Below are 14573 nucleotides of genomic sequence, written 5' to 3' on the forward strand. Positions count from 1 at the left end.
TTTGCGTTGTGCAATCAAAAATACACAATAATTGACGATGCCCACCCAAAAGAAATTTAAAGTGTGTCTTGTTTCCATTTCACTTGCAAAAGGAGGGTTGGAGCGGTCTTGCGCCATGCTTTCACAAATGCTGGAATCTTACGGTCACGAAGTGCATTTGGTTATTTTGAACGATGAAATTGATTATCCATACAGCGGAAAATTGCTGAATTTGGGAAAGCTGAAAACCGAAAAGGATTCGATGGTGAAGCGTTTGCTGCGTTTCCGAAAATTTCGAAATTATTTAAAAAAGGAAAATTTTGATGTAGTTATCGACCACCGACCCAAAAATAATTTTGACCGCGAGAAATTTTATTCTCAATTTATTTATCGTGAATTGAATAAAATATATGTGGTACACAGTTCAAAAAAGACTGAATATCTCACTGAAAATTTATCGGCTTTTTCAAAAATCTATAATAAGAATATATTGAACGTTGCGGTTTCTGAATATATTGAAAACGAAATTCTTAAAAAAGAAGGAATCACAAATTCCGTTACCATCCACAATGCTTTCAATCCTACCTGGGCGGAAGAAGCTGGAAATTTCCCTGAAATCCTTCAAAACAAAAAATACATACTTTCTTATGGCAGAATGGACGATTCCATAAAGGATTTTTCATTTTTGATTAAAGCTTTTTCGCAATCAAAGGTTTGGGAAAAGGATTATAAATTGGTCATTTTGGGCGATGGGAAAGACAAACAGATGCTCCAAGGTTTAGCGGCTTCACAACTTGGTGCGCAGCATATTTTGTTTTTGCCATTTACAAAAAACCCTTTTGAGATTATCAAAAAATCGCATTGTGTAACCCTTACCAGCAAATACGAAGGATTTCCGATGGTGCTTGTGGAATCACTTTCTTTGGGAACGCCCGTGGTTTCATTGGACGTAGTTTCGGGGCCTTCGGAAATCGTGCAGCATAAAAAAAACGGATTGCTGATTGCCGAAAGAAACTTATCTTTATTTGCGGAAGCGTTGCAAACAATTTGCTTTGATGAAGGAATGTATAAAACTATGAAAAACAACGCCCGACCATCCGTTGAAAAATTTTCAATGCAGACCATTTCTGAAAAATGGAACCAAACTTTACAGCATGCCCTACACTAAAATAGAAAATATCGATTTAATTGAAATTCCCAAAATAACCGATCCGCGTGGCAATTTGTCGGTAGTGGAAGAAGGTTTTTTGCCTTACGCCGTAAAACGCGTTTATTATTTGTACGATGTGCCCAGCGGTGCCTATCGCGGCGGTCACGCCCACAAGGAGCAACAGGAATTTTTGATACCCCTTAGTGGTAGTTTTGAAGTTATTTTGGATGATGGGGAAAACAAAAAATCCGTTACTCTCAATAAACCAAATAAGGGATTATTGATACCTACGGGAATATGGCGGGAACTTGAAAATTTCTCCTCAGGCGCAGTGTGTTTAGTGCTCTCATCCGGCAGATTTTTGGAAAGCGATTACATTCGGGAATATGACGAATTTAAGCTATTTAAAAGTACCTAAACGCAGGCCTAACTTTTCCAGATTATCTTTCGTTTTTGAAAGATATTTCAAAATTGTTTTATTCTGCCGAAGTAGAAACTGCTGTTTTTTACTAAGGTTTTCCAGATTTATTTTCTGAAAATTTTTCTGAAAAGCATCTTTATTACCTTCTATTTTTGCCAAAATACAAAGGGAATATCTGTTTAAATCCAGAAATTTTTTAAGCGCGGGATTGTTTTTTTCGTAATTTTCATAGGCCTCAAAATTGGCTTTTTCTTCCAGATTTTTTACACTTTGGAACAAGCTATTTTTTCGAACTACGTAAGTGGCACAAACTTTTGGACTAAAAACAATTGTGTATTTTAACCCAATACGCACGTAAAGATCAGTATCTTCGCCACTTTTTATTTTGGGGTCATACCAACCTGCCACTTCAAATACGTTCTTGTTAAGTACAGTGGAAATACTCAACAATACCGAATCCAATTGGCTGGCTTCAAAATAGTCTACTACCACAGCATCCGTTCCAATGGTCTTAATGGAATAACTATTTTTAAAAGTTTTTCCGTTGCGCTTTATTTCGGTAGCGGTGGCAAAAACGGATTCATTGGGAAATTGGTTTATCAATCTATTTTGCTCTTCCAAATAGAATGGATACCAATAATCATCGGCATCCATTAATGCTATATATTTTGAATTTGCCTGTTGTATCGTAAAATTTCGTGCGGCAGATGCCCCGCTGTTTTCCTTTGAAAAATACCGAATACGCGGATCGTTGAATTTTAAAATTTCAGCTTCACTTTTGTCGGTTGAACCATCATTCAAAATCACTACTTCAAAATCTGTAAAAGTCTGGGCCAAGACACTTTTCAAAGTATCGGCAATGTACTTTTCTTTATTAAAGACCGATATGACTACTGAAAATCTAGGCATCATTTGGTTTTATGGAACTAAGATACCCCAAGCGGTACAAATCAAAAAGGAAAAGTGAAGGTTTTGGTGAATACAGATTTTTGAGCATGGGTTTTCTGAAAACACTGAAAAACCCTCTTACCGAAAACAATAAGTTGCGATTCTTTAATTTTAAATACGTTTTTAAGATTTTCACCGTATCTGCTTCTATTGCTCCCCTTTTATAAAAATTCAACAAATTTTGAAGTGCCAACTCAGATTTTTTTATAAAATCCTCGTTGCTTTCCAAATTCAAGTGAATCACCGGATTGTCTATATGTAAAATGGAAATACTATTCTTTTGAAGCTGATTCGCAAATACGGAATCCTCGTAACCATATCCCGCAAGTTTTTCGTTGAATTGTATAATTTTGAAAATTTCCTTTTTTATGGCAAACCCCATGGTTATAAAACTTAGGCAGGGATTTTTTACACGTTCCGCAAGTGGAAGACTTTCCCGATCGGTCCCGTATTTGTGCCTCAAACTGAAATTTTCCGAAACATTTTCCGGATACTTTATTCCGCCGAAAATAACCGAACTTCCTTTTGAAAAGGCCGATAGATAGTTCATGATAAATTCTGAAGAAGAAGGAAAAGTATCTGCATCCAAAAATAACAGCCAATTGTGTTTGGCCTTTTCGGCCAAAAGATTCCTGATTTTGCTTCGGCCAATATTTTCACCCAAAACCTGAAAACTACAGTTTTCTATGGAATTTATTTTTTTATTTTCTTCTAAGAAATTTTTATTGGTGGAAGCATCGTCCAGTACGATTATTTCATAAGCTACAGTTGCAATTTCACACTGTTTCTGCAGATTTTCCACCAGCGAAAGCACATTGTAATTATAGGTTGGAATTAATACGGAAATCATTTTCTGCAGATTAAAACGGTTTCTTCCATAAAGCCGTAACGTTCATTTCCCGGAAAAGTTTTGATTTCAATAGTTTGAAAACCGCTATCCTTTAAACGTTGCCGCAATCCTTCAACAGAATAAATGCGCACGTGGTCTTCCTGCCCAAAGGCTGCCAATCTTTCTGACGCCGTTTTTTTTGAGAAATCCTCATAAATTTCCCCTTCCTTAAATGGTGTTTGGATAATACATGTTCCCTTTGGTTTTAAAACACGGAAAAGCTCCTCCATCGCCTTTAAATCATTTTCAATATGCTCCAAAATATGATAACAGATTATGAGATCAAAAAAATTATTCTCCAAAGGAATTTTAGTAATGTCGTACTGATAATCTGCCAAAAATTCATCTTCAAAATCGGTGCTGAAATATTCAATATTCGGGTTTTTCTTTAAATTTCTATAAACACTTCGCGAAGGTGAAAAATGGAGTACTTTTCCATTCAGTAAACTATTTTCGGTTAGGTAAGAATAAAGTCTGCGAGTTCGTGAACGGCTGCCGCAGAATGGACAGAGCTTATCTCCGTCCGGAATGGCGATAAAATTTCTTAAACCTCGCCCACAGACAGTACATTCATATTTTTTTCCGTGGAGGTGAAATGCAAATAACGACCTGAAAAACACCTCATTTTGAAAAAGGAATTTTTTTGGTAACACGGAAAGTGCTATCTTTTTTAGGGTTTGGTACATGCCGCTAAAATACAGCAAACTTTTTTAGGGTGAAAGCAAATCCAACATCCTACTAAAGACTCCTTTTTTAAATTAGCCTATACTTTAGAAAAAAAGTATCTTTAAAAAAAAGTTCGTGCGCAATCTGTTGCTTTTCTTTATTCTCATTGCATCAATTTTTTCTGTAAATGCACAGGAAGAAGCTTGGTTTTATCTGCGGGCACGCGATACTTCCTTTTCACCTTCATTTGAAAAAAAGGGTGATTATTTAATATATACCGGGCAAGATCCCAAACTGAGTGCTGGACTTCAAAATTACACTATAAAAGCATTCAAGAAGACTCAGAAAAATGCCATAAGGGAAAACTTAAACAAAACTTTTTTTGTGATAGCAGACAAAAAAAGTCTGTTGCACGATTTGCTGATAAACATGGCCGATATTTTTGAATCTGGTGAAATAATTTCAAAGGAGGACAGGAAAATATTTGAGCCCAATGACTACGGGCTTACTAGTACCATTGGAGATAGCAAGGGTTTTAAAGTAAGCTTGGATTATCTGGATTTTCTAGAATTGCCCAAAGCTTGGTATTATACCACTGGAGATAGAAATACTTTTGTTGGAATATCTGATGGCATTATTGATACAACAAATGCGGAATTTAAAGGGAAGATTACCGTATTAAAAAAATCGTATGATGTTAAGGGGCACGGTAGCAGCGTGGCTTCAATAGCCGTTGGTCAGGGCGATAACAGCTATGGTGTGCCTGGCGTTTGTTATGATTGTAGTATTTACGCAACCACGTATGGGAGCTCAAAGGCGTTGAGCATTTTTACAGAGTTGGCAGATGCTGGTGCCAAGGTTATAAATTGTAGCTGGCTTAGTAGCTTTTCAAGTCCAAAAATACAGGAAGGGATCAACGAGTTGCTCAAACAGGGTACTGTGATTGTAGCTTCCGCCGGGAATAAGCCATGGAGTGTCACTTTTGGTCAAAAGTCTTATTACCCCGCCTCATATGATCATGTAATTTCAGTTTCTTCAGGAATGTTCAAATACGATAGTATAGAGGACAACATTATACAGTTAGATTCTGGTGAGTATTATGCAGAAAATATTAGAGGTCATGTGGGGAGAACAGTAGGTTTTGAAGGTAATGATCTGAAAGGTAAAGCCAAAATATGGCCTATTTCCATAACAACGCTAAATAAGGATGTGGATCTATTGGCCCCATCGGTAGGTATTGTACAATTGGCCAAAACATTAAGGACAAACAAAATTTCCAATATACCTTTTGAGGCTACCTCGCCTTCCGCCCCTTTGGTTTCCGGAACAATCGGCTTAATGTTTTCTCTCTACCCTTGTCTGCCGGCAGATGAGGTGGAGAGTATTTTAAAAATGACGGCTATGAATATTGACGACATTGAGGTTAACAAACCCTACGCAGGAATGTATGGTGCTGGAATTTTAAATTCTGGTCGGGCCGTGGAAATGGTTTTTGATATGTTTGCCCAAAAAGGCAGCGTAAAAATTGAAAACCAGCGTTTCAGTCGGTGGGATTTTAAACTCACCTCTATTTCTGAAGTTGTGATGCGAAATCAAAAATTCACGGAAGATTCTTCCTTGAAATTAACATCCAAAAAAAGAATTGTAATTTCTGAAAACACAATTTTAAAACCGAATTCCAATGGGAAAATTCATCTCAAAATTGACCCTTCGCTCAAAAAAGAATGTGAACTTCAGCTTCGCGATCCAAATATTCTAAATGATTAAACCGTTTTCTGAACTACTTCAAAAATCTGGTTTTCGTCACATTTCAAGGTTTTGGAAGGATATTTCAGCAGCAATGCATAATCGTGCGTTGCCATTAAAATAGTGTTGCCATTTTTATTTATTTCGCGCAAAACTTCCATTACTTCCACACTAGTTTGTGGGTCTAGGTTTCCCGTGGGCTCATCTGCCAAGATAAGTTCGGGATCATTTAAAAGAGCACGCGCAATGGCAACGCGCTGCTGCTCCCCGCCCGAAAGTTGGTAAGGGTATTTAAAGGCTTTGGTTTTCATATCCACCTTATCCAACACCTCGTTAATTTTGCTTTCCATGGCGGCTTTGTCTTTCCAGCCCGTTGCTGTCAAAACAAAGTTGAGGTTATCGCGCACCGTGCGATCATTCAAAAGTTTAAAATCCTGAAAAACCACGCCCAATTTTCTTCGTAAAAAAGGAATGTCTTTTTCTTTCAAAGTTGCCAAATCATATCCTACAATATTGCCTTCCCCTTCCTGAAGCGGAAGATCACCGTAAAGCGTTTTCATAAAACTACTTTTTCCGGTTCCGGTTTTCCCGATTAGGTACACAAATTCCCCTTTTTCCACTGAAACGGAGACATCAGAAAGAACTAAATTGTCACCTTGATAGATGGAAGCATCTTTTAAAAATAATACGGTATCGGCCATTGGGATTATAGATTTACGATTTCGATTTCAAAAGTAATTTGAATTACTTCAAACTGCAACTGATTACTGCCAACATATTTATTTTTCTGAAGTTTTTTCTTTCAAAGCATCTATTTCTTTTTGCTGTTGAAGCGTATAAAGTGTCAATTCTTCAATTTTTTGTAGCAAAAGAAGGTTCATTTCTTTCAATGAAATTCCTTCGGTTTCCATCGTTTCCGCAGAAGGTACATTTGGCAGATGGTTGTTTTCTTTTAAGAATGCTTCCAGGTCTTCCAAGGAAATCAAACTGTAATTTGGCATCATTTCGGAAAAACCATTATAATAGGTCTCAAAAACATAATCCGGAGCAACGGCGCCGTCCAGATCCACCAAAACTTCCTGTGTGTGGATTTTTCCTTTTACGGTCAAAAGCTCATCGGGAATAGTTGTGCCAATGCCTATTTTTCCATCCTTTTCAGAAAGATTTTTAAAAGGATTGCGCTGTGCTGTGGCGGAAAAACAAAACAGCAGAACAATGGTAATTACGATTTTAGGTAACAATTTTTTCATGACAAATAATTTTTATAAAAATAGGGGTTATTTTTTGAATCAAACGTTTTTGATTTTTACCATCGCAAGCGTAAACAATAGCAATAGGCAGAGACAAGGCATGCCTTGTCTCTATGAATCAATCAATCAATCAACCCATACGTCTGGCATTAATTATTGAATTTATCATCATTCCAATTTTGTGGGTTTTTGATAATATAATTTTCAATTCGGTTATATTCCGCGTGGTTGCGAATAATATGGTCGTGAAACCCCGCCTGCCAACCATTTTCTATTTCCAATCGGTTGGCGTGGCGCGTTACCGCCGATTTATACGAACCTACGATGGACGAAATGGTGTTTTTTCCGATATTTTGGAATAGGGTTTTCCCCGGTATATACAGGGCATGCCCTGTATATACAACACCGGGGGCATGCCCTGTATCTACACCGGGGGCATGCCCTTTATCCGTCGGGTTATCCGGTTTATCAATCAATAAAATTCCGTGAATATGGTTGGGCATAACCACGAATTCGCCCAACGAAACGAATTTTGAATGATTTGGAATTTCGTGCCACAAAATATCCGCAATAATCCCCAAGGATGAAAAAACCATTTTCCTATTCGTTATTTCCCCAAAATAATGATTCCTGTTTTTGGTGTAAATGGTTATAAAATAGGTGCCGTTCCAGCCGTAATTCCACCATTGGGCGCGGATGGATTCAATTCTATATTTTCCCCTAAATTTCGCCACCTTTCAATTGACATTCAAATCTTTGAAATGAAATTCTAATTCTTAAAAATAAGGAATATTTGCATAAAAATCTGAAATGTAATTTATTGCCATTTATAGCGTTATATTCCTATGAAAATTCTTCAAAAAAACATTCGTTAATTAAACCTTAAAAAATTACAGTATCGCCAAAAGCTACATTTAAAGTTAAATATCTTTACGCCACAAAAACTGTAAATAATGATAAAGAATTTTCTTGTTTTTTCACTTTTCCTATTCCTTTCATTTTCATCCTTTTCGCAGCAAACAGCGGTCTTTACAAATGACCTCGCCGATTTCAACCAAGCGCTGGAACTCTACAATAACGGGCAATATTTGGCTGCGCAAATTCTTTTCGACAAAATAAAAAACAGCAGCGATGATGAAACCGTGCAAAGCGATTGTGCCTATTATATTGCGAATGCGGCGGTGAGGCTCAACCAGCAAAATGCCGACCAGTTGATGGAGGAATTTGTGGAGAAATATCCCACAAGCTTAAAGCGAAATTCAGCGTATATAGATGTAGCAAACTATTATTTTGAAAACGGAAAATATGCCTACGCCCAAAAATGGTACGAAAAAGTTGATACGGGAAATTTGAGTCGAAGCGAGCAGGAACGTTTCAATTTCAATAACGGGTACGTCTATTTTAAGGCGAATCGATATGACGAGGCGAAAAGTTATTTCAACAAAGTTTCAACTTCACAGAAATATGGCTCGCAGGCGAAGTATTATCTAGGTTTTATCGCTTACGAAGGCGATGATTATGAAGAAGCCAATAAAAATTTTGAAGAGGTAAAAGGAGAGGAGCGCTATTCCGAAGATCTTAGTTATTACCAAGCCGATATGAATTTCAAGCTCGGAAATTTTGAAAAGGCTATCGAAATGGGGAAGGAGCAGTTTGATAAATCCAGCCCGCAGGAGAAAAGTCAGCTTTCCAAAATTATTGGGGAAAGTTATTTCAATCTTGAAAAATATGCCGAAGCCATTCCATTTTTAAAGGAATACAAAGGACTGCGCGGCAAATGGAACAACACCGATTACTACCAGTTGGGCTATGCCTATTACAAACAGGGCGATTACGAAAGCGCCATTGGCGAGTTCAACAAAATTGTTGACGGAAAGAACGCCGTTGCCCAAAACGCCTATTACCATTTGGCTGAGAGTTATCTAAAACTCGACAAAAAACAGGAGGCATTGAATGCTTTTAAAAATGCTTCGGAAATGGATTTTAGTGCCGAAATTCAAGAAGATGCTTATCTCAATTATGCAAAATTGAGTTACGAGATTGGTAATAGTTACAAAAGCACGCCCCAAGTTTTGCTTTCGTTTATTGAAAAATATCCGAACAACTCCAATAATGACGAACTGAAACGATTGTTGATCGACAGTTACATCACTTCAAAAAATTACAAAGAGGCGTTAGATTTGCTCGAAAATAACAAAAATTTTGCGGATGAAGACGCCTATCAAAAAGTTGCTTTTTACCGTGGAATTGAATTGTATAATGAAGCTGATTACAACGAAGCGATGTCGTTTTTTGACAAAAGCCTGAAATATCCCAAAAACCGGGATTTCACAGCGCGCGCAACCTATTGGAAGGCCGAAAGCGATTACCAACTCTCAAATTTTGAAAAATCGTTGGCTGGCTATAAAAAGTTTGCACAAATGCCGGGCGCGCAGAATACTTCAGAATATAAAAACTTGAAATACAATTTAGCCTACAACCATTTCAAACTTAAAAATTATACTGAAGCTATTTCAAATTTCAAAAGTTACGTAGGTTCTTCTTCCGCTGAAACAACCCGAAAAAAGGACGCATACCTGCGATTGGGCGACAGCTATTTCGTGACCAGCCAATATTGGCCGGCAATGGAAAACTACAACGCCGCAATCGATTTGGGCGGCGATAATGATTATGCACAGTTTCAAAAAGCCATTAGTTATGGTTTTGTGGATCGCAGCGAGAAAAAAGTCGAAGAGCTTATCACATTCATAAAAAAGTATAATAAATCCGTTTATCGCGATGATGCCTTATATGAATTGGGAAATACCTACGTGGCGCAAAACAAAACCAGCGAAGCTATTTCGGCTTACGATCAATTGGTTCGCGATATTCCAAATAGCAGTTTTGTTTCAAAAGCATTGTTGAAAAAAGCCTTGATTTATGACAATACCGGAAAGAGCAACGATGCGTTGGCAATTTTCAAAAGAGTGGCGAAGGACTTTCCTTCAACGCCCGAAGCATTGCAGGCTGTTTCTTCCGCAAAAATAATTTACATAGACCAAGGAAATGTTGACGAATACGCCCGTTGGGTAAAAACCTTGGATTATGTGCAAATGGGCGACACTGAACTTGACGATGCTACGTACTTGGCGGCGGAACAACCGTATTTGGAGAATAACCAGAGTCAAGCCAAAGGTAGATTTGAGGATTATTTAAAACAATTCCCGAATGGGCAGCACGCTTTAAACGCACATTTTTATTTGGGTCAGATTTATTTCGCTGACGGAAAAAACGATCAAGCCATTCCGCATTTTGAATATGTGGTGAACCGCGAGCGAAGTGAATTTACAGAACAAGCCTTGGCGCGTGTTTCGGAATTGTATTTGGGTAAAATGGATTACCAAAATGCCTTAAAATATTTGAAGCGTTTGGAAGCCGAAGCCGATTTTCCGCAGAATATCATCTTTGCGCAGACCAACAGTATGAAGGCTTCGTATGAATTGAAGCAATATGCCGAAGCTGTAAATTATGCCGAAAAAGTGCTTCAAAATTCAAAGATTGACAATTCAATTAAAAGTGATGCACAGGTAATCATCGCCCGTTCGGCGATGAAGACCAATAACGAGGCAAAAGCCAAAACCGCTTACGACGAAGTTCAGAAAATTGCAACCGGTGCCCTTGCTGCCGAAGCGCTTTATTACGATGCCTATTTCAAAAATAAAGAAGGAAATTTTGAAGGCTCAAATGCTTCCGTGCAGAAATTGGCGAAGGATTATTCAGGCTACAAACTCTACGGCGCCAAAGGTTTGGTGCTGATGGCGAAGAATTTTTACGCTTTGAAGGATGCATACCAAGCGACCTATATTTTGGAAAGCGTTACCAAAAACTTTACCGATTTCCCAGAAGTAGTTGAAGAAGCAAAAGCCGAGCTTGCAGTAATCAAAAACGCAGAGGCAAAAACCAATTCTTCCGTTGAAACCGGCGGAAACTAAGCAATTATTTTAAAACGATATTACTATAAATATGTCAAAGAAACGCATAGTATTATTTTCAATCGCAACAATATTATTGTTCAATCTTTCGATGTTTTCGCAGGAAAAAGAACTCGATCCGGAGGTTGTAAATATCGTAAAACCATATACCCCTACAATTTCGGATGCCTTTAAAGTGAAGGAAACTCCTGAATTGAACGATTCCATTTCAACCACAAAAAAGGAGGTGAAGTACAGCATTTTCTCGGTTCCTGTGGCTTCTACTTTTACACCTGCGAAAGGCAAGGCTACTACAGTTGAAAAGGCAAAACCCATTAAATTATACGATAATTACGCAACGCTGGGCTTCGGGAATTACACTTCCATTTTGGGCGAATTTTACAGCAATTTTGAAATCAGCCGTACCGATAACGCCGGGTTTTTCTTTCGTCATAATTCCTCACAAGGAGATATTAAAGATGTGAAATTGGACAATAAATATTACGATACCAGTCTGGATGCCAATTACACAAGCAGACAAAAAGATGCAACCTATAGGCTTGATGCGGGCGTGGAACATCAAATATACAACTGGTACGGTTTGCCCGAGGATTACGTGACATATCTTGACAACGTAATTACTGATATCAATCCGTTGCAAATGTATTTTAGCGGTTACGCGGGCGGAAGTATTGCGTTGGACGATTCGTTTTTTGAAAAGGCGGCTTTGAACATTCGCTATTTGGGTGATGCGTTTTCCTCTTCGGAATTCAATGCTACTTTGAAGCCTGAGTTTTCTTTTCCGTTGGAAAATTTGACTTTTAATATTGATGGAGATATTGATTATTTAAGTGGAAGTTTCGACAGAAATTACACAAACACTTCAGACATTAAATACAGTTATTTAAATGCAGGCTTGGCACCGTCCATCACTTTTGTAAATGATGGTCTTTCTGTTTCATTGGGCGTTGCGGGGTATGTGAGTTTGGATTCTGAAAACAGTGACACGGAATTTTCGTTATACCCAAAATTGAATGCCTCGTACCGTTTATTGGACGAAACCGTGATTGTTTACGGAGGGGCAGAAGGCGGGCTTCAGCAAAATACTTATTATAATTTTAAGGAGGAAAACCCATTTGTTTCGCCTACTTTAAATATTGCGCCTACCAAAAAACTCTACGAAGGTTTCGGTGGAATTAAAGGGAAAATCTCTAATTCCGTTGCCTACAATGTTCGAGCTTCTTACGGAAAAGATGAAAACCGGGCGCTTTTTCAAATGAATCCTTTAAAGATTTACAACGCAAATTTTGAAGGATACGAATATGGAAATTCTTTCAATGTAGTTTATGATGATGTAAATACACTTGCCTTTTTCGCAGAATTGAAAGTGGAGGTTTCAAATACATTTTCATTGGGAATAAACGGAACCTATAATAGTTACAGCACAGATTTACAAAGTGAAGCGTGGAACTTACCGGATTTAAAGGCTTCGGTGTTTTCAGATTTCAACATAACCGAAAAATTATACGTTGGCGCTTCCTTGTTTTATGTTGGCGAACGAAAGGATTTGGTTTATAATAATGATCCTTTCGGGAATTCCATAAATCAAGAGGTAACTTTGAATGGCTACGTTGATGCCAATCTTCACTTTGGTTATAGGTTCACGGATAGACTTTCAGCGTTTGTAAAGGGAAATAACCTTTTTGGTGATAATTACGAAAAGTGGCTTAATTACCCTGTTCAAGGAATTCAGGGATTGGCAGGAGTAACCTATAAGTTTGATTGGTAACCATTAAAAAATTATAATTTCTGAAAACATCCGTCTTTGGCGGATGTTTTCTATTTTTACACCCTAAGAGAACCAATTATGCAAAAACTACTATTTCTATTATTGGCAATAGCCATTGCTTCGTGCGCTCCCGAAAAAATTCCCGCAGATTTATTGATTAAAAATGCAACCATTTATACGGTTGATAAGGATTTTAGCACGGCGAATGCACTTGTGGTAAAAGATGGAAAAATTCTTGAAATAGGCTTAAAACCTGAACTTGAACTGAAATATAAAATAAAGGAAACCTACGATGCAAAAGGCAATACAGTTGTTCCGGGTTTGATTGATGCACACGCGCATTTGTACGGCCTCGGTATGAGTTTACAACAAGTAGATTTAGTAGGAACTACAAGTTTTGAAGAGATTTTGGGCCGTGTGGTGGCCTTTCAGGAAGAAAAGAATATGCCTTACATCATTGGTCGCGGTTGGGACCAAAACGATTGGGATGATAAAAGTTTCCCCACTAAAAAAGAATTGGATTCCTTATTTCCAAATACACCTGTTTCTTTACGCAGAATTGACGGCCACGCTATGTTGGTTAATTCAAAGGCTTTGGAATTGGCCGGAATTACTTCAAAAACTAAAGTTGCCGGAGGCGAAATAGTTTTGGAAAACGGCGAACCAACAGGTATAATTGTTGATGCGCCAATGCGATTAATAGGAAAAACCTTCCCGGAAATTACAGCTGAAGTTTCCACCGAAGCACTTTTGGAAGCTGAAAAATTATGCCTGCAATACGGATTGACAACTGTTGACGATGCAGGTTTGGATAGAAATATCATTGAGCTGATTGATGCACTTCAAAAAGAAGGAAAATTTAAGCTCAGAATGTACGCGATGGTCAGCAACAGTCCCCAAAATCGTGATTATTATTTAAGCAACGGAATTTATAAAACCGAAAGATTAAACGTGCGTTCTTTTAAAGTATATGCAGATGGCGCTTTGGGATCCCGTGGTGCCGCAATGCGTGAGCCATATAGCGATATGCCTCATCATTTTGGAGCAATGATTACAACTGCCGACAGCTTGGATTATTTAGCCCAAAAAATTGCTGCTTCAGAATTTCAAATGAATACGCACGCCATTGGCGATTCAGCGAATATAGCAGTTTTGAGAGCTTACAAAAAAGCATTGGAAGGTAAAACCGATAGACGTTGGAGAGTGGAACATGCGCAGATCATTTCAGCTGGGGATTTCAATTATTTTGATGATAACAACAATATTCTTCCTTCGGTACAACCAACGCACGCCACCAGTGATATGTATTGGGCCGAGGATAGAGTGGGAGCAGAACGTATAAAGGGCGCTTATGCTTATAAGGAATTATTGGACAAAGCAGGAAGCATTGCTTTGGGAACCGATTTCCCTGTAGAACAAGTAAACCCGATGTACACTTTTTACGCAGCCGTTGCCCGAAAGGATTTAAAAAACTATCCTGAAAACGGATTCCAAATGAAGGATGCTTTAACACGCGAAGAAGCTTTGAAAGGAATGACAATTTGGGCAGCTTTTGCAAACTTTGAAGAAAACGAAAAGGGAAGTATTGAAGTAGGAAAGTTCGCGGATTTCACGGTTCTTGATAAAGATATTATGAACGTTGATGATAAGGAACTTCCAAATACAAAAGTTTTGGCAACGTTCATCAATGGCGAAATGGTTTACCAAGCCAAATAATTAAACTAGGCGTCCTCTGCGCCTTTGCGGTGTAAATTTTACCGCAGAGGCGCAAAGAGCGCAGAGAAA

Annotated in this window: 12 protein-coding genes; 6 read left to right on the plus strand and 6 right to left on the minus strand. The window is 38.1% G+C overall.

Annotated features, from left to right (window positions below):
• Window positions 1–37: 37 nt before the first annotated feature.
• Entirely contained in the window at window positions 38–1147 is a 1110-nt protein-coding gene (locus JK629_RS09240; protein WP_202335350.1) for a glycosyltransferase, read from the plus strand.
• On the plus strand, window positions 1134–1547 hold the full coding sequence (locus tag JK629_RS09245) for a sugar 3,4-ketoisomerase (RefSeq protein WP_202335351.1): 414 nt from the start codon (window positions 1134–1136) through the stop codon (window positions 1545–1547). Before JK629_RS09240 ends, JK629_RS09245 begins: the two co-directional genes overlap by 14 nt.
• Here the strand turns inward: JK629_RS09245 and JK629_RS09250 are convergent.
• The 3 genes from JK629_RS09250 to JK629_RS09260 are packed head-to-tail and all read right to left on the minus strand — an operon-like array spanning window position 1530 to window position 4073.
• Entirely contained in the window at window positions 1530–2462 is a 933-nt protein-coding gene (locus JK629_RS09250) for a glycosyltransferase family 2 protein (protein ID WP_202335352.1), read from the minus strand. The two genes, JK629_RS09245 and JK629_RS09250, sit on opposite strands and share 18 nt — an antisense overlap.
• Window positions 2452–3348, minus strand: coding sequence for a glycosyltransferase family 2 protein (locus JK629_RS09255; protein WP_202335353.1), 897 nt, complete (start codon window positions 3346–3348; stop codon window positions 2452–2454). The genes JK629_RS09250 and JK629_RS09255 overlap by 11 nt, the downstream gene beginning before the upstream one ends.
• Window positions 3345–4073, minus strand: coding sequence for a class I SAM-dependent methyltransferase (locus tag JK629_RS09260; RefSeq protein WP_202335354.1), 729 nt, complete (start codon window positions 4071–4073; stop codon window positions 3345–3347). Before JK629_RS09260 ends, JK629_RS09255 begins: the two co-directional genes overlap by 4 nt.
• Before the next feature lie 115 nt (window positions 4074–4188).
• Here JK629_RS09260 and JK629_RS09265 point away from each other — a divergent pair, with 115 nt between their 5' ends.
• The gene (locus tag JK629_RS09265) at window positions 4189–5820 is read left to right on the plus strand and encodes a S8 family peptidase (RefSeq protein ID WP_202335355.1); all 1632 of its coding nucleotides are present in this window, start codon (window positions 4189–4191) and stop codon (window positions 5818–5820) included.
• Here JK629_RS09265 and JK629_RS09270 read toward each other — a convergent pair.
• The 3 genes from JK629_RS09270 to JK629_RS09280 all read right to left on the minus strand — a co-directional run bounded on the left by JK629_RS09270 (window position 5817) and on the right by JK629_RS09280 (window position 7783).
• Window positions 5817–6500, minus strand: a complete 684-nt coding sequence (locus tag JK629_RS09270; RefSeq protein WP_202335356.1) for a cell division ATP-binding protein FtsE — start codon at window positions 6498–6500, stop codon at window positions 5817–5819. The two genes, JK629_RS09265 and JK629_RS09270, sit on opposite strands and share 4 nt — an antisense overlap.
• A 78-nt stretch (window positions 6501–6578) precedes the next feature.
• Window positions 6579–7049, minus strand: coding sequence for a tail fiber protein (locus tag JK629_RS09275; protein ID WP_202335357.1), 471 nt, complete (start codon window positions 7047–7049; stop codon window positions 6579–6581).
• A gap of 149 nt (window positions 7050–7198) precedes the next feature.
• Window positions 7199–7783, minus strand: coding sequence for a transposase (locus JK629_RS09280; RefSeq protein ID WP_202335358.1), 585 nt, complete (start codon window positions 7781–7783; stop codon window positions 7199–7201).
• A gap of 219 nt (window positions 7784–8002) precedes the next feature.
• On the opposite strand from JK629_RS09280, the gene JK629_RS09285 reads away from it, so the two are divergent.
• From JK629_RS09285 to JK629_RS09295, 3 genes are all read left to right on the plus strand, one after another.
• Window positions 8003–11020 (plus strand): tetratricopeptide repeat protein, encoded by a 3018-nt coding sequence (locus JK629_RS09285; protein WP_202335359.1) that lies wholly within the window; start codon window positions 8003–8005, stop codon window positions 11018–11020.
• A gap of 31 nt (window positions 11021–11051) precedes the next feature.
• Complete coding sequence (locus JK629_RS09290) at window positions 11052–12788, plus strand: porin family protein (protein ID WP_202335360.1); 1737 nt, start codon at window positions 11052–11054, stop codon at window positions 12786–12788.
• Between the two features lie 78 nt (window positions 12789–12866).
• On the plus strand, window positions 12867–14504 hold the full coding sequence (locus JK629_RS09295) for an amidohydrolase (protein WP_202335361.1): 1638 nt from the start codon (window positions 12867–12869) through the stop codon (window positions 14502–14504).
• Window positions 14505–14573: the final 69 nt, after the last annotated feature.

The organism is Aequorivita iocasae (genome assembly GCF_016757735.1).
Lineage (GTDB): Bacteria > Bacteroidota > Bacteroidia > Flavobacteriales > Flavobacteriaceae > Aequorivita > Aequorivita iocasae.